At 40.2% G+C, this 20,721-nt stretch carries 22 protein-coding genes, 1 tRNA gene and 1 riboswitch; of the genes, 15 read left to right on the top strand and 8 right to left on the bottom strand.

Annotated features, from left to right (window positions below; genetic code table 11):
- Nucleotide 1 precedes the first annotated feature (1 nt).
- The 3 genes from OXT66_RS02875 to OXT66_RS02865 all read left to right on the top strand — a co-directional run bounded on the left by OXT66_RS02875 (nt 2) and on the right by OXT66_RS02865 (nt 3,884).
- On the top strand, nt 2-775 hold the full coding sequence (locus tag OXT66_RS02875) for an ABC transporter ATP-binding protein (protein ID WP_268595572.1): 774 nt from the start codon (nt 2-4) through the stop codon (nt 773-775).
- Between the two features lie 222 nt (nt 776-997).
- On the top strand, nt 998-2,515 hold the full coding sequence (locus OXT66_RS02870; RefSeq protein WP_268595571.1) for a YfcC family protein: 1,518 nt from the start codon (nt 998-1,000) through the stop codon (nt 2,513-2,515).
- 19 nt (nt 2,516-2,534) lie between these two features.
- Entirely contained in the window at nt 2,535-3,884 is a 1,350-nt protein-coding gene (locus OXT66_RS02865) for a M20 family metallopeptidase (RefSeq protein WP_268595570.1), read from the top strand.
- Between the two features lie 53 nt (nt 3,885-3,937).
- Here OXT66_RS02865 and OXT66_RS02860 read toward each other — a convergent pair whose 3' ends face one another.
- A complete protein-coding gene (locus tag OXT66_RS02860; protein ID WP_268595569.1) occupies nt 3,938-5,218 on the bottom strand; it encodes a uracil-xanthine permease family protein in 1,281 nt (426 codons plus the stop codon).
- A 271-nt stretch (nt 5,219-5,489) separates the two neighbouring features.
- Here OXT66_RS02860 and OXT66_RS02855 point away from each other — a divergent pair, with 271 nt between their 5' ends.
- From OXT66_RS02855 to OXT66_RS02835, 5 genes are all read left to right on the top strand, one after another.
- Nucleotides 5,490-6,113, top strand: a complete 624-nt coding sequence (locus OXT66_RS02855; protein WP_268595568.1) for a hypothetical protein — start codon at nt 5,490-5,492, stop codon at nt 6,111-6,113.
- A 137-nt stretch (nt 6,114-6,250) separates the two neighbouring features.
- Nucleotides 6,251-6,760 (top strand): YbhB/YbcL family Raf kinase inhibitor-like protein, encoded by a 510-nt coding sequence (locus OXT66_RS02850; protein WP_268595567.1) that lies wholly within the window; start codon nt 6,251-6,253, stop codon nt 6,758-6,760.
- Nucleotides 6,761-6,831: 71 nt separating this feature from the next.
- Nucleotides 6,832-7,311 carry a universal stress protein gene (locus OXT66_RS02845; protein WP_268595566.1) on the top strand — a complete coding sequence of 160 codons (480 nt, stop codon included), beginning with the start codon at nt 6,832-6,834 and terminating at the stop codon, nt 7,309-7,311.
- A gap of 130 nt (nt 7,312-7,441) precedes the next feature.
- Nucleotides 7,442-8,308: an SDR family oxidoreductase gene (locus tag OXT66_RS02840; protein ID WP_268595565.1), complete on the top strand. Its 867-nt coding sequence runs from the start codon at nt 7,442-7,444 to the stop codon at nt 8,306-8,308.
- A gap of 132 nt (nt 8,309-8,440) precedes the next feature.
- A complete protein-coding gene (locus OXT66_RS02835; RefSeq protein WP_268595564.1) occupies nt 8,441-8,950 on the top strand; it encodes a DUF308 domain-containing protein in 510 nt (169 codons plus the stop codon).
- Nucleotides 8,951-9,041: 91 nt separating this feature from the next.
- On the opposite strand, the gene OXT66_RS02830 is transcribed toward OXT66_RS02835, so the two are convergent.
- Nucleotides 9,042-9,113: transfer RNA gene (locus tag OXT66_RS02830), tRNA-Arg, on the bottom strand.
- Nucleotides 9,114-9,162: 49 nt separating this feature from the next.
- Complete coding sequence (locus OXT66_RS02825; RefSeq protein ID WP_268595563.1) at nt 9,163-9,495, bottom strand: hypothetical protein; 333 nt, start codon at nt 9,493-9,495, stop codon at nt 9,163-9,165.
- Nucleotides 9,496-9,621: 126 nt separating this feature from the next.
- On the opposite strand from OXT66_RS02825, the gene OXT66_RS02820 reads away from it, so the two are divergent.
- Together OXT66_RS02820 and OXT66_RS02815 are read left to right on the top strand one after the other, a co-directional pair.
- Nucleotides 9,622-10,179, top strand: coding sequence for a M15 family metallopeptidase (locus OXT66_RS02820; protein WP_268595562.1), 558 nt, complete (start codon nt 9,622-9,624; stop codon nt 10,177-10,179).
- 15 nt (nt 10,180-10,194) lie between these two features.
- Entirely contained in the window at nt 10,195-12,072 is a 1,878-nt protein-coding gene (locus OXT66_RS02815) for an FAD/NAD(P)-binding protein (protein WP_268595561.1), read from the top strand.
- A 57-nt stretch (nt 12,073-12,129) separates the two neighbouring features.
- Here OXT66_RS02815 and OXT66_RS02810 read toward each other — a convergent pair whose 3' ends face one another.
- The gene (locus OXT66_RS02810) at nt 12,130-12,756 is read right to left on the bottom strand and encodes an LVIS_2131 family protein (RefSeq protein ID WP_268595560.1); all 627 of its coding nucleotides are present in this window, start codon (nt 12,754-12,756) and stop codon (nt 12,130-12,132) included.
- A gap of 88 nt (nt 12,757-12,844) precedes the next feature.
- Between OXT66_RS02810 and OXT66_RS02805 the strand changes: the two genes are divergently transcribed.
- Complete coding sequence (locus OXT66_RS02805; RefSeq protein WP_268595559.1) at nt 12,845-13,789, top strand: linear amide C-N hydrolase; 945 nt, start codon at nt 12,845-12,847, stop codon at nt 13,787-13,789.
- On the opposite strand, the gene OXT66_RS02800 is transcribed toward OXT66_RS02805, so the two are convergent.
- Entirely contained in the window at nt 13,781-14,572 is a 792-nt protein-coding gene (locus tag OXT66_RS02800; protein WP_268595558.1) for a Cof-type HAD-IIB family hydrolase, read from the bottom strand. The two genes, OXT66_RS02805 and OXT66_RS02800, sit on opposite strands and share 9 nt — an antisense overlap.
- Before the next feature lie 162 nt (nt 14,573-14,734).
- Nucleotides 14,735-15,898, bottom strand: a complete 1,164-nt coding sequence (locus OXT66_RS02795; RefSeq protein WP_268595557.1) for a D-alanyl-D-alanine carboxypeptidase family protein — start codon at nt 15,896-15,898, stop codon at nt 14,735-14,737.
- 157 nt (nt 15,899-16,055) lie between these two features.
- A riboswitch (TPP riboswitch) is annotated at nt 16,056-16,145 on the top strand.
- Nucleotides 16,146-16,240: 95 nt separating this feature from the next.
- On the opposite strand from OXT66_RS02795, the gene OXT66_RS02790 reads away from it, so the two are divergent.
- The 4 genes from OXT66_RS02790 (at nt 16,241) to OXT66_RS02775 (ending at nt 19,155) form a co-directional block, all read left to right on the top strand.
- On the top strand, nt 16,241-16,801 hold the full coding sequence (locus OXT66_RS02790; RefSeq protein WP_268595556.1) for an ECF transporter S component: 561 nt from the start codon (nt 16,241-16,243) through the stop codon (nt 16,799-16,801).
- A 12-nt stretch (nt 16,802-16,813) separates the two neighbouring features.
- Nucleotides 16,814-18,244 carry an energy-coupling factor ABC transporter ATP-binding protein gene (locus OXT66_RS02785; protein WP_268595555.1) on the top strand — a complete coding sequence of 477 codons (1,431 nt, stop codon included), beginning with the start codon at nt 16,814-16,816 and terminating at the stop codon, nt 18,242-18,244.
- On the top strand, nt 18,241-18,909 hold the full coding sequence (locus tag OXT66_RS02780) for an energy-coupling factor transporter transmembrane component T family protein (protein WP_268595554.1): 669 nt from the start codon (nt 18,241-18,243) through the stop codon (nt 18,907-18,909). Before OXT66_RS02785 ends, OXT66_RS02780 begins: the two co-directional genes overlap by 4 nt.
- Before the next feature lie 63 nt (nt 18,910-18,972).
- Complete coding sequence (locus OXT66_RS02775; protein WP_268595553.1) at nt 18,973-19,155, top strand: LBP_cg2779 family protein; 183 nt, start codon at nt 18,973-18,975, stop codon at nt 19,153-19,155.
- A gap of 30 nt (nt 19,156-19,185) precedes the next feature.
- Here the strand turns inward: OXT66_RS02775 and OXT66_RS02770 are convergent, their stop codons facing one another.
- Nucleotides 19,186-19,551 carry a hypothetical protein gene (locus tag OXT66_RS02770; RefSeq protein WP_268595552.1) on the bottom strand — a complete coding sequence of 122 codons (366 nt, stop codon included), beginning with the start codon at nt 19,549-19,551 and terminating at the stop codon, nt 19,186-19,188.
- Between the two features lie 17 nt (nt 19,552-19,568).
- Nucleotides 19,569-20,711, bottom strand: coding sequence for a hypothetical protein (locus OXT66_RS02765; protein ID WP_268595551.1), 1,143 nt, complete (start codon nt 20,709-20,711; stop codon nt 19,569-19,571).
- Nucleotides 20,712-20,721 lie beyond the last annotated feature (10 nt).

Here is a 20,721-nt window from a genome sequence, read left to right as displayed (position 1 = left end):
CATGGCCACTCCATTACTAGAACTAAAAAACGTGGTGGTAACCGTAAATGCGGGAACCCCTGAAGAACTAAACATTATGGATCACCTCAATTTAACCATTAATCAAGGCGACTTCATTACCGTCCTTGGGACCAACGGTGCTGGTAAATCTACTTTATTCAACGTTATCGGAGGCGATTTGCCAATTACCAGCGGCCAAATTTTACTTAATGGCAAGGATATTTCTCACTTAAGCGTCGAAAAACGGACCCGTTTTTTAAGTCGTGTTTTCCAAGATCCCAAGATGGGAACAGCTCCACGGATGACGGTAGCAGAAAACTTACTACTAGCCCAAAAACGGGGGCAACGAAGAACTCTCCTTCCCAGAAAACTCAAACAACAACTACCTTCTTTTGAAGAACTGACTGCTACTATGCCTAACGATCTTCACGAGCGCCTAAATGCTCCCACTGGTAAACTTTCTGGTGGACAGCGCCAAGCCCTTAGCTTCTTGATGGCTACGGTTAAACGGCCAGATATCTTACTGTTAGATGAACATACTGCTGCTTTAGACCCTAAGACCTCCACTGATTTAATGCGTATTACTAACCAACGAATTAACGAAGAAAATCTTACCTGTTTAATGATTACCCATCATTTAACGGATGCCCTTCAATCTGGTAACCGGTTAATTGTATTAAGTCACGGCCAAATTGTTTTTGACGTCAACGGACAAGCTAAACAAGATTTAACCCAAGAACAACTTTACGATTACTTTAGTGATTTAGCTGATTAATAAATATTTTCTGAGCAAGGCTACCATTATATGGTGGTCTTTTTTAGTTAATTTGTTGGCACTGCTTTCATTGAACCCTTTGCTCACTATTGCTATAATACTTTTAACAGGAAAAAATAATAAAAATTAATCACGTTATTATTTATCTTCTGTAAAAGTTCATTTTTTCACCACATTTATTGTTTATAGTATGTATTAATAATTAGTAAAGGAAGTGACACCATGCAAAATGATACTAAGAAGACCAAGAAGAAGTTTCAGATGCCCTCGGCGTACACGATTTTATTCCTGATTATTATTTTCGTTGCATTACTATCCTGGATTATTCCGGCAGGTTCTTATTCCACAGATAAAGCTGGCAATATTATTGCTAATACTTATCGATCTGTGGCTTCTAATCCGCAAGGAATTTTGGATGTTTTCTCTGCTCCAATCTACGGAATGATTGGAAACGATAAAACTGACGGAGCTATTTCGATTTCGCTATTTATTTTAGTAATTGGTGGCTTTTTAGGTGTTGTCAATCAGACTAGAGCATTAGATGATGGGATTGCTTCAATCGTTACCCGCTTTAAGGGTCGCGAAAAATTACTTATTCCTATTTTAATGATCTTATTTGCAATCGGTGGTTCTACTTATGGAATGGCTGAAGAAACAATTGCCTTTTATCCCCTTTTAATTCCGGTAATGATTAGCGTAGGCTTTGATTCATTAGTCGCAGTTGCTATTGCGCTAGTGGGTTCTCAAGTAGGATGTTTAGCATCTACCGTTAATCCGTTTGCGACCGGGGTGGCCTCTCAATCTCTGAATATTTCTCCTGGAGATGGCTTGTTATCCCGGATCGTCTTATTAGTGATCTCAGTTGGGATCAGTATTATCTATGTTTACCACTACGCTTCTCAAGTCGAAAAGGATCCTAAACGTTCCTACGTCTACAACCAACGAGAAGATGACCTCAAGCGCTTTGCATTAGACACTAAAAACGTGGATCAAGAAGGCATGACTGGCCGGCAAAAAACCGTCTTAACCATCTTTGGTCTCACTTTCTTCATCATGATTTTAGGTTTGGTACCTTGGGACAGCATTAATCCTAAGTGGACCTTCTTTAATAACTTTGCCAAATGGTTACAAAACTTACCAGTAATCGGTGACATCATTGGTTCTAATATCGTACCGTTTGGTTCTTGGTACTTTACCGAAATTACTACACTCTTCTTAATGGCTGCAGTGTTAGTAATGTTTATCTTTAAGATGAAAGAAGCTACTTTTATTGAATCCTTCATGAACGGAATGAGCGACTTCTTAGGCGTTGCCATTATCGTAGCCGTAGCTCGGGGTATCCAAGTGGTTATGAACGACGGTAATATTACCGCCACCGTTCTTCATTGGGGTGAAACTGGCCTTTCCAACTTAGGGTCAGCATTATTTATTATCGTAACCTTCATTTTCTATATCCCAATGTCATTCTTAATTCCATCCACTTCTGGATTAGCAGCAGCTACTATGGGAATTATCGGACCAATGGGTAAGTTTGCTGGCGTTGATCCTAGCTTAGTAGTCACTGCTTACCAAAGTGCTTCTGGCTGGGTAAACTTGATTACTCCAACTTCTGGTGTGGTTCTGGGGGCCTTAGCTATTGCTCACGTGAACATCACTGATTGGTGGAAGTTCATGTTCAAATTAATGATCTACCTATTCATTTCTACGATTGCCTTTCTAGCAATCATGACTTTTATCTAGACATTTAGGAGGCCTAATAATGAACAAAATTGTAACTGAAGAACAACAGCAACAAGCCATTGAAGCGTTAAAAAGAATGGTTCAACACCCTTCTTATTTAGACCAAGAACATAGTGCTGCTGGTGCTCCGTTTGGTCCTGCCATTGCCGCTGCGTTAGATGAAATTCTTGAAATTTGCCAAGAAATTGGCTTTAAAACCTACCGTGACCCAGCTGGTAATTATGGTTATGCAGAAGTCGGTGAAGGTGACAAAATTTTCGGAATTATCGGTCATGTTGATGTAGTGCCTGCTGGCGATGCCAGTGATTGGGACAGTGATCCTTATCAAGCTACCATTAAAGACGGTTATATTTATGGTCGCGGAACTCAAGACGATAAGGGACCTTCAGTAGCCGCTATCTTTGCAGTCAAAGCCCTAATGGATGCTGGCTATCAATTTAACCACCGAATTCGGTTTATTTTTGGGACCGACGAAGAAAATCTGTGGCGCGGGATTGCCGTTTATAACCAAAAGGAAGCACCGATTGATTTAGGGATTGCTCCTGATGCGGAATTTCCGTTAATTTACGCAGAAAAAGGCCTTGAAGAAGGTTACTTAACTGGGCCTGGTAGTTCCGAATTTACGTTAGAGATGCAAAATCCATTTAATGCGGTTCCTGCTAAGGCCGGTTATAACGGGCCTAAATTAGCTGAAGTTAAGGATGCTTTAACTAAGTATCACTTTGACTTTGTTGACAGTGCTGACGGTGGAATTACGGTTACTGGTAAATCCGTCCACGCGATGAACGCACCAGAAGGAACTAACGCGGTCTTAAGATTAGCCATGGCATTAGACGAAGTCTTTCCATCTAAGCCCCTAGATTTCATTGGTAAGCTCTTCAAAGAAGATGCTACTGGTGAAAATGTTTTGGGCAAGGTAGCAGACGAACAATCCGGGCAACTAACCGCTAACATTTCCACTCTTACCGTTAGCCCCCAAGAAACTAAGATGCAACTAGATATGCGAATTCCAGTAACTATCGATCGCGATGAGTTATTAGCTCAATTACGGGCAGCAATTGCTCCATATGATTTAGCTTATGAAACCTTCGATTATCTTGCTCCCCTATACGTCCCAACTGATAGCGAGTTAGTCAAGACTTTGATGAGTACCTACGAAGAAATTACTGGTGATCAAACTCAACCTCAAATTTCTGGTGGTGCTACTTATGCTCGAACTATGAACAACTGTGTGGCTTATGGAGCTATGTTGCCTGGAGTACCTGATTTTATGCACCAAGTTAACGAAAACTGGGAACTAGCTAAAATGTTTGAAGCAATGGATATTTACGCCGAAGCAATTAGACGTCTTTGTACCGTTGCCAAATAGTTCTTAAAATTAAAACCGGTAACTCGATTAATCGAGTCACCGGTTTTTTTATTTTATTTTTCACTGGCTGCCTCTTGAGGCATAACTAAGTTCAAAATAATAGCGATAATGGTAGCTAGTGCTAACCCCGTAAATTGAAAACTCCCCAGCTGCAAGTATGCGTTCCCTACTCCAATTACTAACGTGGTAGAAGCAATCATCAAGTTTCGTTTTTTGCCTAAATCAACTTGATGATCAATCATCACTTGAATGCCGGAAGTAGCAATTGTTCCAAATAGTAAGAAACTAATTCCCCCAATAACCGGTAATGGCATTTGCATGATTAGTACGTTAAGCTTGTTTACAAAGGCAAACAACATGGCAAATACAGCAGCGCCCATCAAAACGTAAACACTGTGTACCTTGGTAATCGCCATCACACCAATATTTTCACCATAACTAGTAACCGCTGGTCCCCCAATTAACCCCGCTACTAGTGAAGCTACTCCATCTCCAGCTAACGTCCGATTAAGTCCAGGATCCTTGAAAAAATTTCGGTGAGTGAGCTCATCTAACACCATAATATGGCCCATATGTTCAGTCATCGTCACAAATGCAATCGGTGTGATGGTAATAATGGCGCCCCAATCGATTTTAAACGGATAGGAGAGTCCCGGCACTTCAAACGGTGGCAACTTAAACCACGGCGCTACAGCTATAGCATGCAAATCAACAATTCCACATGCTACCGAGATAAGATAACCACCGACAATGCCCAGTAAGATTGGAATTAAACCAATCAAGCCCTTAAACGCCATGTTAAAGAAGATCGCTAACCCCAGCGTAGCCAAGGCAATCAAGAAATACGTAAGATCATAATGATTATTTTTCATCATTGCGTCAGTAGCAGCACTTCCAGCTAATGAAAGACCAATTACCATTACGATTGGTCCCACCACAATTGGTGGTAAAATTTTATCCACCCAAGCAGAGCCAATCGCCCAAATGATTCCTGCCACTAACAGGTAAACCAGGCCAACCCCAATTACCCCTTGAGCAATTCCTGGATAACCAGTAGTTTTCATCAATGCCATCATTGGTGTAATAAACGCAAAACTTGACCCCATATAAGCGGGAATTTTACGTTGGGTGATCATAATATGTAACAGCGTTCCAATCCCTGACGAAAACAGGGCAATACTAGGACTTAGGCCCACTAGTAACGGAACGATTACTGTTGAGCCAAACATGGAAAACATATGCTGCAAGGATAACCCCGCCCATGCTAAGGGACTGGGCTTGTCATGAATATCTAAGAGCGCCGAATCGTCATGAAAATCAGAATTTTGTGCCATATTGTCACCTCATTAGTTTTTAACTAATCAAAAACGCCCGCTGCCAGTAAGCAGCGGACGCAACACGGTGGTGCACTTTTCCCGTCTAAACGATTCGCAAAGATCTTACCGGCCTCTCTGGACCAAGTTAAAGATTAGTTATTGGACTAAGTATAGTGAACTCACCAATAAACTGTCAAGGTTTTTAGTAAATTTTCGTCTTTATCTATTTTCTGGTATAATAACAATTACAGTAGTGTTTAAGTGTCATTGAAAAGTAAGGGATTAAAAATTGAAAAATTCAGATGATAAACCTCAGTATAAGACCTATGACTTTAACACCGATGCACAACGTAAAAATCAACACCGCAGAAAGACAACTAATTATCTGCATGGTTGGTGGATCGGATTTCTAATCATTGCGATTGCTTTAGGAATCGTTTACGGTATTAACTTGTGGCAAAATCACGCCCACTCAGTAACCAATACCGCTGTAGTCACCCAAAAATCTAAACGCCAAATTGAAAAAATTACGGCAGCTACCAAAAAAAGTGCGGACCGGGATGTAGCAGCTGATAAAGTCGAACGGTTCCGTAGCCAGCTTAATAAACAAAATAATAACGGTTTAACAACCGATCAACGAACCAATTTGCAAAAACAAATTGATCAAGAAGCTAATCAAAATGCTAAGTCACAGGAACAAACGTTATTGGATAATACCGCTGCTAAACAGGTAGCTGCCAATAAAACGGCTCCAGTAACCGATCAATTTAGCCAAACTCACACCTTCAGTACCATTGCTGATGCCAAAAATTGGGCCAATGCTACTAAAACGGAATGGCTCAAAGCCGGTTACTCTGACTACACCATTACCGCTAATGGTCAAGGATACTATGTCCTGAGGTTTTTAAAATAATTAGAATTAAGACTGAACATCATAGATGTTCAGTCTTTCTTTTTAAGTCCTAGTTTAATTTTATTTTTCAAGTTAAATATTAGAGCCCAGCTACAATCTGGATTATAATAGGATTAGATGTTAAGGAGGTACCACATATGAAAATTCAAGTACCACTCGAAGCTGGTCAACTGGCCGACCGATATTCTAAATACGCAACGATGGCTAATCAAATTGACAACACCCCTATTGTTTCTTTTCCTATTCACATCAGTGATACCCCTAAAGAAGCTAAAACACTAGCTTTAACCCTGTTAGATTGGGATGCCATTCCAGTTAGTGGGTTCGCCTGGATTCACTGGATTGCAGCCAATATTCCGGCAGAAGTAACTGACATCCCCGCTGACAATAGTCAAAATCCATTAGTAGCAATGGTTCAAGGCCGTAATAGTACTGCTGGTTCTTTAATTGGTAATCAAAATCCACTCACCGCATTTCGTTATAACGGCCCGCAACCACCTGACAAACCCCATAATTACCGCTTAATGGTTTTTGCATTAGACGTTAGCCTTAATTTAGAAAACGGATTTTGGTTGAATGAGCTACAACACCAGATGCAAGGTCATATTTTAGATACCGCCGAATTTATTATTCCGGCCCGCAATTAAAATTTAAAATTTCAGAAAAGACAAAGTTAGTGATATAATATACTTATTAACGAGTCCGGGAGGTTTTGCAAATGAACACTCACTATTCCAATGTTTTAGTTCCCCTTGATGGATCAAAACAAGCTGAAATGGCGCTTCAAAAGGGCGCTAAAATTACCGTTACTAATGAAGGTCATCTTGATATTTTGATGGTTTTAAACACATCTCAATACGGATATAGTTACGGTGGTTTAGTAGATGGTGATGTCATTAACAATCTTGTCGATGACAGTACTGCCTACCTAAAGCAACAATTAGCTGACCTACAAAAGAAATATCCCGAACTAAATGCCAATATTCATATTCGGTTTGGTAACCCTAAGACCGTTATTAGTTTTGAATTTCCTAAAGACTACCATAGCGATTTAATTGTTATGGGAGCTACTGGAATGGGACGACTCCAACGGGTAGTCGAAGGTTCTGTTACGGCGTTCGTGAACCGTAATGCTACTTGTGACGTCATCGTCGTTCGTACCGACTTAAATAACGAACCAATCAAAAGTGTAAAATAAAGGTAAGACGGTGATCAGTGATCATCAGTCTTACCTTTTTGTTAGTCACGAGTTCAATTTATTGCACCTCTTGTAAAAGACGTTATCATGAATATAAGCCTTAAATTCGAATAGAAACGGAGTCCGTATTATGAAATATGCTATCACGGGTGCCACCGGTCATTTTGGCCAACACGCTATTAATACCCTACTAACTAAAGTCAATGCCAGTGACGTCATTGCCATTGTTAGAAATATTAGTAAAGCTCAAGAATTTTTGCCGGCTGATGTTACCATTCGTCAAGCCGACTATACTAATCCAGAGCAATTAACTGCCGCCTTAAACGGGGTAGATAAATTATTGTTCATTTCATCTCAACCTGGAGCAGCCGTTCCCCGCTTACAGCAACATCTCAACGTAGTTAATGCTGCTAAGGAAGCCGGAATTAGCTTTATCGCCTATACTAGTTTCCCCCATGCTGACAAGGCTACTTCTCCTCTTTCTGCAGATCATAAAGCTACTGAAGCTGCCATCGAACAAACTGGAATTGCTCACAGCTTTTTAAGAAACAACTGGTATATGGAAAACGAACTGGGCTTAATTTTAGCCGTGAATGCTGGTAAACCATTCATTTACTCTGCTGGTAACGGTAAAGTAGGTTGGGCCTTGGAACGCGACTATGCAGAAGCTGCTGCTCGTGTTTTGACGGCCGATAATCCTAAAGCAGTATATGAATTTGCTGGACCCAGCCATACTTTTTCAGAATTAGGAGCTGTGGTAAGCGAACAAGCAGCTAAAAACGCCCATGTTAGAAGCGTTTCGGATACAGAATACGCTGATTACCTAAAAACCGAAGATCAATTAGATGAACAGTCTATTGCAACCATCTTAGCCATTCAAGATCTCATTAAAGCAGGCGAATTGGCAGAAGAAACTGATGATTTGGCGACTGTTTTGCAACGTCCGATCGCTTCTTTAGGTGAAATGGTGAAAGAAGTTATGAGAGAAGATCGTTAATATTTAACCGTGAGGGACTAATGGCTAGTCCCTCTTTTTTAAGCATTATTTTCTCTATCTTAATGTCAATGTAGTATATTGGAATTGAGGGTTATTATAACCTAATTATTAAAAGAATCTGGGGGAATCATCATGCAAGAAAGAATGAGTGGCTTTGATCCATTTGAATTGGTAGTTGGTATTTTAAGTGTTATTGTTTCAATTATTAGTTTAAGAAATCCACTATCAACTTTTGGATCCGTCGTAGTCATTGCCGGAATCGTTTCAATCATTGTGGGATTATATAAGTTATTTAGTGTTAGACCTTATGCCGAAAGCAAAGGTTGGCTAACCTTTAACGCCATTTTAGATATTATTATCGGTAGCTTAATGTTATTTAATAACGCCTTTGGATACCTATTCGTTGCTATTGCCTTTGCTATTATGTTTTTAACCGACTCCTTTACTACCTTGTGGGCTGCTAAGTTCATTAAAGATGATAACCACGGTCTATACATTTGGGATATTATTATTTCTATTTTGGGAATTATTTTAGGAATTTTCCTACTACTTTCCCCAGCCCTATCAATGATTTCATTATCATTCATGATCGCCGTTTTATTTATGACTTTTGGAATTGAAATGATTGTTCATTCATTTTAAATTAAAGTAAACAAAAAGCTGGAAACTAATTAGTTTCCAGCTTTTTTAAATCACAACTATGGATTTAGTTTTGATTTAGTGCCCCTGCCAATGCGTCCCCTCGGAATCGAACCGAGATCATGAGGACCGAAATCTCATGTGCTATCCATTACACTAAGGACGCCTTACAGAGTCTATCATAGCAAACTAAATACCAAATTTCAATTTACGTTCTATTGTTGCATTGCAATATTACCAGCTTGATCTTCTAACAGAGTCAATAATTTATCAGCGTCTGTATTAAAATCGGCTAAAAAGCTTTCCCCACTGGGCTTAATAACGTTAGACACTTTGCCAGTAACTCCAACTACTTCTAAGTTAGCACCGTTAAATTTAACCGTGTCATAGTGACCTTCTTCGGCATAGTCTAAGTAACGTTGGAAAATTTCCGTTAAAACGGTTTGAAAGAACTCAGTTTCATCAGTTTGCGGTTCATGAACCCGTTGCACTGCCAAAGCTTCTTGAAATTCAATGGGGGTGGTTGGTAAGTTTATTAACATAATCATTCTCCCTTCTTCTGGTACTATCCTAACATTTTTAACTTTTTTTCGCTGATGACTTGCAATTACGGCGCGAATAGTTGACGATATAGATAAATTTAATTTTACAGCCCACGCCATCGGAGGACTATAATGAATACTAAATTTAATCAAAGTTATCTTAACGTTAAAACTATCGCTCCAGATGTAATTGTTGATCTTCGTTATGCTACTACCAATAACTTCACCGGTAAAGTTATTTATGATTTTGATCAAGCCATTGCTAGAGAAGATACTGCTAAAAAATTAGCAGTCGCTAGTGAAAACTTGAAGCGCCAAGGTTATCGAATCAAAATTTGGGACGCCTATCGCCCTGTTTACGCACAAGAACATTTATTTGAAGTTTATCCAGATCCTACTTGGGTAGCTGAACCCGATCCCAACTTTAGCCATCAAAAGGGCGTTACGTTTGATGTTACCCTAACTGACTTAGCCGGTAACGAATTAGAGATGCCAACTGCCTTTGATGATTTTACGGCAGCCGCTAAGCGGACTGCTCATCGGACCCAACAAATTGATAAAAATTACCACATTCTTACCGACGCCATGGAAGCCGCTGGCTTTGTCGGTTACGAAAATGAATGGTGGGATTTTCGGGACGCCGATATGGATCAATTCGGACCCAACCAGGTTGATCCCAAAGAATACTAAACTAGGAGTATATAAATGAAAACTGCAATTATTGGTGCAGGACCCCGTGGGGTTTTGACCGTCTCCGCCTTAATCAATCAATACAAAAATAGAACCGATAAGGAACAACCTTTAACTATCGAATTATTTGATCCATATCCAATTGGTGGTCGCGTTTGGACAGTTGATCAATGGCCTGGATTAATTATGAATACGCCGGCTGACCAGGTGACTTTATTCACCGATGCCTCCGTCACTCTTTCCAGTCCTGTATTCGACGGACCATCCCTATTTGAATGGGCTGCCAGTGACTTAGCTACCAACTACTTAACTGATAAGGGATTAGCTAAAGAATTAATCACGGCTGCTCAAAACTTAGGGCCTAAGGACTATGCTCCACGAGCTTTATTTGGAGCCTATATTCAATGGTTTTACGATCAATTATTGTTGCAATTACCTTTTAATGTACACATTAATTTTCACCAAGAACTCGTAATTCGACTAGACCGACTAAAAAACAGTTCCATTACTTTAACTACAAGTGAACAAGAATATATGACCGATTCAGTAACCATCAGTCTAGGCCAGCAAGAAAATTATCTAACAGAAGCAGAACAAACCCTAGCTATGTACGCCGAAGAACATAATTTAAGTTACACTCCCCCAATTAGCCCTGCTGATGCCGATTTAAGCAAAATTCCGGCTAACGAAAACGTAATTGTACGAGGAATCGGACTCTCATTTTTCGATTATGTTTCAGAACTAACATTGGGCCGGGGTGGTCATTACATGCAAAATAGTGATGGCACCCTTGTTTATCAACCTTCAGGTAGAGAACCACGCATTATCGCCGGTTCTAAACGTAGTATCCCATACTACCCTAAGGCAATTAGTCAAAAGGGATACGGTGAAAAAGTTCGCCCTAGCTTCTTAACGGAAGCCAACATCCAGGCTGCATTGATCGATGGTCGTCTTCCCTTTGAAGAGTTCATCAGCCTACTTAAATTAGATATTGAGTTAGCTTACTATACTGCCTTAATTGATACTCATTATCCTACCCAAAATGCTAGCCAGTTTAAAGCCGCCTTTATTCAAAATGAAAACCGCCAAGCCGTTATTGAATCCTTCAATATTTTACCTGGAGATGTTTGGAATTGGGATCGAATTATTCATCCCATCGGTAACCAAGGCGTTATTTCTACAGCTGAATACCAAAATGAATTAATAAGCTGGATTGACTGGATTACTGCAGATGCTAAATTAGGTTCTAAAACTGGACCCATTACTTCAGCACTAGAATTGCTACGAGATTTTCGGGACGTAATTCGTTCAAGTATCAATCGGCAATTATTCACAGATGATGAATATGTCAATCGCTTTTTAGCGGAATACAACTCAACTAATAACTTCTTATCGGTTGGACCACCGGCTTTACGAACAGCTCAGTTATCTGCTTTAATGCGCGCTGGAATTGTTACCATTACCGCTCCAGATATGGAAATCGAAGGGCGAGATGGGCGCTTTGTAGCAATCTCACCTCGTAATAACGACGTTTTTGCTTCCGATATTGTTTTAGAAGCGCGAGTTCCCAAGCCATCTATTTTAACTACTGCTAATCCATTATTAGAAGACATGGTTAGCAGCAATTTATTAAGTCCTGAAACCATTATCTACAATGGAAAAATTATGCCATTACCGGCCGTGGCGGTTACCCATAATAGTGATCAAGTGATAGCTGCTACTGGTCCCGTTCTTCCGAATGTCTTTGTTTGGGGATTACAACTAGAAAGCCTTCGCTGGAGTACTACTCTAAGCCCTCGTCCTGGTGTAAACGACTTAAATCTCCAAACTGCTGATTTCATTGCAGCTAAATTACTCCACTTAACTCCTGCAGACGATGCAGAATTGATGTAAAAAACGCACTGAGGAGATCATTACGATCTGCTTAGTGCGTTTTTTTACCAATTAAATTTAATTGTCTGTGTTCATAAATGATTTATCTGGAATACGGATTAAGCTAAAGCGGTTAGCTTGACGACCTGCGTGCAACCCAATTCCGTTTAAGAAGGTTTTCTTATATGTTGTCGTCACCGTTCCCACCCATGCTTTTTGGTAGCGAGTGTCTAAATGGTCCAGCTTCTTTTGGTCCCAATCATACGCTGAGGCCTGGACATTAACGTTATGTTTTCCCATTACGATGGTGGCGTTCAAACTATCAACGTGGTATTTTTCCCCATTCACTAAGTAGGTATACTGTTGAATAGGCCGTTTTTTACCAGCATTTTTAACTTGAACGTAGTATGAATGATCGCCATTAGAATCAATTACCAACGGTTCAAATTGATACGATGTGTCTACGGCTGATTTACTTAGCTGATTAACATCTTGGAAGAAGGTTACCTTGCTCATCGCAAAAAAAGCTGCTAAAAAAATTACTAATTCAACTGTTGATTTTCCTAAATTGCGCCATGAGAAATTGCGTTTTTCGGTAACAATCAGTTTAATCCGCCGAACTCGCATGTCGTGAACCATCCAAATTCCGTAAATTAAAACGATTGCCCATAACGCCATCCCGACCAAGTTCCAGGTTGACTTCATAAATAAATTCTCCTTTTCCTTGTCAATAAGTCTAGTTTACACTATTTTAGAGTTAATTGAAAAATAAAGCCGATTGAAGGTGGATAAAATGTGTACCAGTTTAACATTAAGTAGTTTAAATCAACATCAGTTCCTAGCACGCACCATGGATGTCCCCGTAGCAGAGGATTGGCACGTTATCTTAATGAATCAAACCACTTGGCAACCCGCGCTAGCCCCTAATCGTCCAGTTCAGTTCCCGTTTGTGGGAGGTGGCCGACAAGTGGCAGATCAATTTGTGATGGCCGATGGAGTTAACACCGCAGGTTTAGCTTGTGCTGAATTACAGTTTCCGATTCGCGCTAAGTACCAATCCGAACTATCTGATAGTAAATTAAATCTAACTCCCCAAGATTTGCTTTTCTGGATCCTATTTGAACATGATAGTGTTCAAGCCGTAGCAACTGATTTGGCTAATATTGAATTAGTAGCCCGTCCCTGGTTAGCTGGCAATAAAATTTTTAGTTTTCATTGGATTGTTAGCGATCGAACTGGCGAATGCTTAATTATTGAATCCACTAAGGAAGGCCGCTTAGTCGTCAATTCAGAGCTAGGAGTATTAACCAACTCTCCAGACTACCCCACCCATGTCGCTAATTTAACCACGGAGCTGCACACTAATAATGGCTTGGCCGCCTTAAAAGCAGCCGCCAGTCAACGGGTATTAGCTAACGAAATTCCTATGGCAACTAATACCCCAACCACCCGCTTTTTATACGCAGCCATTGCCAAATTAGGAACTAGCCAGCCAATCAACCATCATCAGGCTGTTAATTGGTTGTTTAATTTGCTCGATCAAGTAGCCATTCCCTTTACGGATGATATGTTGGAGCATGCTAACTATAATTTTACCCACTACCAGTCAATTTGTGATACCACTTCGTTAACGTATCGATTCCGTTCCACCATGCCCCACGAAAAGCGAACGGTACTCAGATTTGAGTTAACCGATTTATTAACCCGTTATCCCCACCAAACTAGATTACTAAAGTAGTTGTTGCATAATTTGTTGGACTCCACTGTGATTATTATCTAGCGGGGTAACTTGAGAAATTCGAGCTAGCAAATTAGCAGCGGCATTTTTCATCGCCCAGCCTTGTTGAGCAGCTTGTAGCATGGCGTAGTCATTATCATTATCACCAAAGGCCACTAATTGTTCTTCGGTTAACTGCCAACTAGTTAATAACCGTTGAATGCCTGTTAACTTGCTAACCCCTGGTAACATAATATCAATGCCATTCATCCCACTCATGACCGCTTCCACTTGGTCACCGAATTGATTTAAAATGGCTTGCTTATATTCAGTCACATCTGCTTGCGGCCAAGTTACATCTAACTTATACGCTGGTTGATCAATAGTTGATAGATCAATTGCCTGCAAATCAGCATAGAAATACCGAGCTGCTACGAAGCACTCACTATCTGCCGGCTGGTTGGAATACGTTTGCGTTGCCGTTACCACAATAATTGCCGCTTGTGGATATGTAGTTACCAGCCACTCAACCACGGATTGCCAAAGCGATAATGGTATTGAAGCTTGATAAATGGTTTGACCAGTTTCATTTACTACGTGAGCGCCGTTATCACAAACATAAGAAATTGGGCCAGTCACGTTCGCAAATAATTGTCTTAAATGTTCATAATGATTACTACTAGCCACCACTAAGTGATCACCATTAATTTTCATTTGGGCTAATAAACGTTGGACTAGCAGTGCATCAAAGTTTCCTTGATCGTTTAAAAAGGTGCCATCCATATCACTAGCAAAAACTGTCACTTAACATCCCTTCTTTCACCATCAGCATACAAGAAAAGCTTATTTTTGACCAATAAGTAAATGGGCTACATCTTATTCGTTAATTTAAATAATAAAAAAACTCAGTTGAAGACAATTCATCTTCTACTGAGTTTTTATTGTAATTATCACTAATTCTGAACTCTACTTATACACATCTGCCGTGCTGTAAACGTGTTTCATTAAAGTATTAGTTTCAGTAAATTCATTTTGATCGTTTAACACCACTGTGATCAACCGGTGCTTACCCGGTTTTTGAGAAGTGGCTACCAAACATAAGCCAGCGCGAGGAGTATAGCCGGTCTTCAAACCGTCCACATTTAGATCACTAGAATAATAAGTCTTCCCCTTTAGCAATCGATTAGCGTTAGTTAACGTTTGGCCGTCAGTTTTCATTGAAGTCAACTTGGCCTGATCTAACACTTCTGGATACTCGTTAATCAAATTACGTGCGATAGTAGCCATATCTTTAGCAGAGACTTGGTTACCATCAGTATAATTGCCGCTGACCCAGTATCCAAATGGACTAAGATCATCGTTTTCTAGTCCGGAAGCTGAAACAAACTTAGTTTTACTGCTTAAGCCCCACGCATCAGCTTGGGAATTCATCTTTTGAATAAACTTAGCGTTACTGCCTGAAACCCAACGTCCCAGAGCAATCGCCGCATTATTAGATGATTCAATCAAGGCTGCATTATATAATTGGCGCACAGTATATTTATGGCCAGTCTTAAATTGAAAACCACCAACAGCATAACTTAAGCCCATGGAACGTAAGCCGGCCCCTGAGACAGAAACCGTCTTATTCCAGGCATTTTCTTTTTCTGCTTTTTGAACGGCTAAATAAATAGTCATTAACTTGGCAGTAGAGGCCACTAACCGTTGAGTATTGCCATTATGTGATTCCAATACATCACCGGTCTCAGCATCCATGGCCACGTATGATTTAGCGTATTTCAACCCAAATGGTGATTCACCTTCGGTCAGGTATTTACGCCAAATCCAACCACCGATCCCACTAGCACTCTTGGCATAGTAGAAGACGGCCTTTTTACTACCGTTTTGCATCACTGCTTCTTTGGTGACGTAATATGTAACGTACGGATGAGTTTTGACGTTCACAATCTTCTTAGTGTGAGCTTGATTATAAAAAGATCCCGCATTGCTAGCCTTATGGTATGCCGTTTTAGTGACATTTTTCATACTTACCGTTTTATAAGCCGCTTGAGAATTAACTTGGTTGATAGTAAAACCACCCACTAAGCCAAAAGTTACCGTTGCTAATAATTTGATCATTTGTGTTTTCATTTCGTTTTCTCCTTTAACCCTATCTAAAATAGCATGGAAAAAGGTTAGCAACAATACTTCTAACCATTCTGTAACCCAGATGTTGAAGTGTTAATCCATTTGTAATTTTGGAAATAATTTGTAAGTATCGAAGGGATTCGTTATAATACAAGTATCATACAACTATCTGGGGTGCCTAACGGCTGAGAAACACCCATCGAACCTGATCTGGTTAGTACCAGCGAAGGGAGCATATTCCGTTGTATTCCGAATGGATAATAATGCTAGATGAAATGGGCGCAGTTCGTTAACTCGGACTGCGTCTTTTTTAGTTGCGTGAAATTTATTTTGGAGGTTGTTGTCATGAAACAACAACGTTGGTCTTTACGTAATATTATCTTAATCGCTTTAATCGCTATTTTTTGCGGTTTGATTTTCTGGGGGGCCGGTTTCTTATATACCGCTCTCACCGTTGCTTTGACGCCCCTAGGAATGGCGCCTTACGCCAATGATATTTTGATGGGCTTATGGTGTATGGCCGGTCCGTTAACCGGTTATATCATTCGCATTCCTGGTTCCGCCTTCTTAGGAGAATTTTTAGGCTCTGCCGTAGAGGTTTTTCTGGGTGGTCAATGGGGAGCTAGTGCTTTTATTTCTGGCTTAGTGCAAGGAATTGGTTCAGAACTTGGGTTTACCTTAACTGGTTACAAGCATTACGACTGGTTGGGCTTAAACGCTTCAATCTTGTCCACCACTTTGATTACCTTTGCTTGGGACTGGTTCCGAAGTGGTTACAACCAATACGGGGTCTTAATGTTAATTGGTTTGTTTATCACCCGGTTAATTTCCACATTCGTATTCGCAGGTTTACTAACCCGGTTAATCACTAATTTACTAGATCGCAGTCAAGTTTTAAGTCGCTAAGTAGGTGTTAAAATGACCCAAGTTACCCTTTCAGATTTTTCGTTTCAATATGCCAAGACCACTCAACCGGCACTAAGTCACCTTAATTTGACCTTTCCGAGTGCTCAATTCAATTTGTTGATTGGGCCGTCTGGTAGTGGTAAAACCACCCTGTTAAAATTCATTGCGGGCTTATACCCTCAATTCATCGAACAACCAGCAAGTGGCCAAATTTACTTTGACGATCAAGAAATCAATTCATTAACGGCCATGGCTAAAAATCATCAAGTCGGCATGGTCTTTCAAAACCCTAATCAACAGTTTGCGATGGACACCGTCGAAAATGAACTAACTTTTGTCCTTGAAAATATGCAAGTGCCACCAGAGCAAATGACTGACATGATCGATCAAGCCTTAGAGTTTTGTGAGGTTAAATCATTAAAAAAACGGTTGTTAAACACCCTTTCCGGTGGCGAAAAACAACGGGTAGCTTTAGCCTGTATTGTGGCTATGGATCCAGCAGTGATCGTTTTAGATGAACCATTTGCCAGCATTGATCCCCATACTCGCCAAGACCTTATCGAAAAGCTCAAGCAGCTGCAATTACAACACCATAAAACCATTATTTTAGCAGATCACGACTTAAGTGATTACGCCACTGTAGTGGATCAAGTGTTTGAATTAGATCCGCAGACCCACCAAATCAGTGAGTTAACTTCAGCTGAAGCCCAACAACGATTTGAGCAATTTAGCCAAAACATTAACGCCCAACAAGCCGTTTTATTACCCACTGATTCCGCGGTTAAATGCTTAACACTTAACCAATTCAGTTTAGCTCCACATGGCAGTGAACTGATTGCCTCCACTGATTTTAGTTTTTATCAGGGACAAACTACACTAATCACCGGTGAAAATGGAATTGGCAAATCGACTCTGTTCGCAGCTTTAACCAAGTTGATTAACTATCAGGGAATCATTGATTATCTAGATCACAACATCGCTAAACTCAAGGCTAAATCATACGCTTTAGACGTTAGTTTGCTCTTTCAAGATGCAGAAAATCAATTTTTAACCATTACGGTGGGTGAAGAAATAGCCTTAGCTAAAAAATATCGACGCCATTTTAAATATTCTGACGAGCAAATTCAAACCATGTTAAGCCAACTAGGCTTAGCTGGTCGCGAAGAGCAAGTGGTCTATTCCTTGAGTGAAGGACAAAAGAAAAAACTGCAAATTATTATTATGCTTATTATGGCTAGCCCCGTATTACTAATGGACGAACCTCTTAAAGGCTTGGATCTAGCTTCAGTCCAAATAGTGGTGAGCTTACTTCAACAAGCTAAACAACTCTTTAATCAAACTCAAATCATCATTAGCCATCAGTTAACGGGATTAGCCCCCTTAATTGATTTACACGTACTATTTAAAGATCATCAATTAACCTACCAGGAGGTGCTGGGATGAATGCAGGCTTAAAACTCTTTTTAACCATTTTAGTCGCCATTGAAATCTCGTTTGTCACTAACCTCACCGTTAATTTGGTGGTCATTGGCGTCAGCCTTATCATTTTATTATTCACCAAAATCAAATGGCGATCGTTAGTGAAACTGTTTTTTTGGCCGCTGTTTCCAGCAGCTGGCTTACTAGTTTCTCAATTGTATTATGGTAATGGCGGCCCACTTTTTGCTTGGATTTTATTCACACGAATCTACGCATATGTTTTTGTGGGAGCCATCTTTACCGAAACTACCGACCTCACCACTCTGGCGTTAACCCTCGAGCAAAATTTTCATCTCCCTGCCAAGTTTGCTTACGGTGTACTGGCGGCATTTAACCTCCTACCTAAAATTGTAGAACAGGTGAAAACCATTAAGACGGCCGGACTGATGCGTGGCGTGGTCTTGCATTTTTGGTCCCCTCAGCTATACTTCAAAGCCATTTTAGCTTCGATCTCCTGGTCCGAAAATCTAGCAGAAGCAATGACCTCTCACGGTTTTGTTGAAGGCCAGCGTCGCAGCTTTCGGTATCCGATTAGACTTAACTACCTAGATTGGGGTGCATTTTTCATCATAATCGGAGCTTTACAATTATTAATCTGGTGGGCCACCAACTCTCAGAGTCTTTTTTAACTGAAACTGCCATTTATTGGTATAATGGGATTAGAATCTTATGCTAATAATGGAGGTAACAACATGAGTGATCATTTTAGTACCCTAGCCGAAGAAATTATCGACTTTCAAAAACAGCACGAATTAGCAGATACCCAACTAGCTTTTAACCTACACATGTCAGTAGAACGACTTCACGATATTAAATCAATGGAAGTTAAACCCACCGCAGAAGAAACTGCTAATATTACTAGTTATGTACGTTAAATAAAAAGTCGTTCCCTATTGGGAGCGACTTTATTTTTTATGTTGTTTTTGTGCTTGAGCGTTCTTTTGTCTTCTGATTTCAGCCTTATGTTCGGCTTGTTCTTCGAGAAGCTGTCGTTTTTTTAATTGTTCCGCTTCAATTTGTGCGGCCTTTAATTTTTGTTCCGCAGCTTTTTTAGCCTGCCGTTCTTCATGATAACTCCAAAGACCCACAAAAATGAGGGCCAAAATAATTGAAAACGGAAATGTCCACCACTCAAAGTAGCGACCATCAGGATAGACCAGCGGACCAATTAAATTATAGCCGGCCATAAAGACCGTTAAGCTCCCTACCACTTCCAATGTGTTTTTTAACCACTTAGGTAATTTGGAGGGCGTTTTTTTGTTGTCTGGCATGTTCTTCCTCTACGATTCTATAATCGGGATAAATAGGCTTTTAGAAATTCAAACGCCATTTCTACAATCGTTTCTAACCCGATAGTTTCTTCACGCATAATATCATCATCCCTAGTTGCGATAGTTATCGTTGCGTTTTGCATATTGATCTTTTTAATGACCCCGGTAATCGTGCCCGCTTTTAACGAGCGGAAACGAATCACAGCTTGAGTTCGTTGACTTTGGCCAATAATTCGTAAAAAGTTATTATCCGTAGCATCAAACGCCCGATCAGAATTTAACAATGGCGCTGAAAAACGGTGCCAACTCTTATTTTCAGCTACGACCGCCGCGATCAGACTTAAATAATCACTGGCTGTGATAATTTGGTAGATATCATCATACCTAAACCACACATAGCCACCAAATTGACCATTACCATCCACCATCGCCATAATTATTTCACTGGCGTTCACCACCAAAAATTGCCCGATATAAAAATACTCTCGGTTGTTTTTCGGTTGCACAATGGCTAATTGCTGACTGGTGACCAATGCTTGTAATTGCTGCGATAGATCCGTCAAAACTAATTGCTGCGGATCTACGTGATTGGCCGGCACCATTTGAGCCAATAATGGCGTCAATGAAGCCATTTCTTGACCCCCAAACTCAATTCCCACTACCTCATCAGTAGTCAAAACCGCAGTCTGACGCTTTTGAAAGTCGTACTTATCTACTCGATCAATTAAAATTTGTTGATCGTCAAATTTAACTACGACCCCTTCTTGATACTGTTCGTTCTTACCCACGCGAGTGGTAATTAACATAGCTAACATTTGTTGATTTTGCAGTAAGGTTAATAATGCCTGAGTTAACTCCATCGCTGAAGGTAGTAGTAATTCAGTTTCTTCATGGTGTAATTTTTGTTTATCCGCAAATAAAATCAATTTTTTCATGTGATCTAAATCAAAACTGTCGGTTTCAATAAAATCAACGATCGCATTTTTTAATAACACGCCACCATCTCGGATGCCGTTGTCATTATAGGTTTCCAAAATGAAAGCTTGGCTGCCTACCCGTTTAACATAACCAGTATAAACTACATCATTATTAACTTGATAAACGTTAATTAGCTTACGCCGTTTTTGGGCCTTCAATAATTGTTCCTTTAATTCACTCAAATAGTTACCG

This window comes from Lentilactobacillus senioris, assembly GCF_026798195.1.
Taxonomy (GTDB): Bacteria; Bacillota; Bacilli; order Lactobacillales; family Lactobacillaceae; genus Lentilactobacillus; species Lentilactobacillus senioris_A.
This window is presented reverse-complemented; position numbering and strand designations above follow the sequence as displayed.

Bases quoted from the DNA above. Each gene is read 5' to 3' on its own strand.
- OXT66_RS02875 (WP_268595572.1), top strand. From the start codon at position 2: ATGGCCACTCCATTACTAGAACTAAAAAACGTGGTGGTAACCGTAAAT.
- OXT66_RS02870 (WP_268595571.1), top strand. From the start codon at position 998: ATGCAAAATGATACTAAGAAGACCAAGAAGAAGTTTCAGATGCCCTCG.
- OXT66_RS02865 (WP_268595570.1), top strand. From the start codon at position 2,535: ATGAACAAAATTGTAACTGAAGAACAACAGCAACAAGCCATTGAAGCG.
- OXT66_RS02860 (WP_268595569.1), bottom strand. From the start codon at position 5,218: ATGGCACAAAATTCTGATTTTCATGACGATTCGGCGCTCTTAGATATT.
- OXT66_RS02850 (WP_268595567.1), top strand. From the start codon at position 6,251: ATGAAAATTCAAGTACCACTCGAAGCTGGTCAACTGGCCGACCGATAT.
- OXT66_RS02845 (WP_268595566.1), top strand. From the start codon at position 6,832: ATGAACACTCACTATTCCAATGTTTTAGTTCCCCTTGATGGATCAAAA.
- OXT66_RS02840 (WP_268595565.1), top strand. From the start codon at position 7,442: ATGAAATATGCTATCACGGGTGCCACCGGTCATTTTGGCCAACACGCT.
- OXT66_RS02835 (WP_268595564.1), top strand. From the start codon at position 8,441: ATGCAAGAAAGAATGAGTGGCTTTGATCCATTTGAATTGGTAGTTGGT.
- OXT66_RS02825 (WP_268595563.1), bottom strand. From the start codon at position 9,495: ATGATTATGTTAATAAACTTACCAACCACCCCCATTGAATTTCAAGAA.
- OXT66_RS02820 (WP_268595562.1), top strand. From the start codon at position 9,622: ATGAATACTAAATTTAATCAAAGTTATCTTAACGTTAAAACTATCGCT.
- OXT66_RS02815 (WP_268595561.1), top strand. From the start codon at position 10,195: ATGAAAACTGCAATTATTGGTGCAGGACCCCGTGGGGTTTTGACCGTC.
- OXT66_RS02810 (WP_268595560.1), bottom strand. From the start codon at position 12,756: ATGAAGTCAACCTGGAACTTGGTCGGGATGGCGTTATGGGCAATCGTT.
- OXT66_RS02805 (WP_268595559.1), top strand. From the start codon at position 12,845: ATGTGTACCAGTTTAACATTAAGTAGTTTAAATCAACATCAGTTCCTA.
- OXT66_RS02795 (WP_268595557.1), bottom strand. From the start codon at position 15,898: ATGAAAACACAAATGATCAAATTATTAGCAACGGTAACTTTTGGCTTA.
- OXT66_RS02790 (WP_268595556.1), top strand. From the start codon at position 16,241: ATGAAACAACAACGTTGGTCTTTACGTAATATTATCTTAATCGCTTTA.
- OXT66_RS02785 (WP_268595555.1), top strand. From the start codon at position 16,814: ATGACCCAAGTTACCCTTTCAGATTTTTCGTTTCAATATGCCAAGACC.
- OXT66_RS02780 (WP_268595554.1), top strand. From the start codon at position 18,241: ATGAATGCAGGCTTAAAACTCTTTTTAACCATTTTAGTCGCCATTGAA.
- OXT66_RS02775 (WP_268595553.1), top strand. From the start codon at position 18,973: ATGAGTGATCATTTTAGTACCCTAGCCGAAGAAATTATCGACTTTCAA.
- OXT66_RS02770 (WP_268595552.1), bottom strand. From the start codon at position 19,551: ATGCCAGACAACAAAAAAACGCCCTCCAAATTACCTAAGTGGTTAAAA.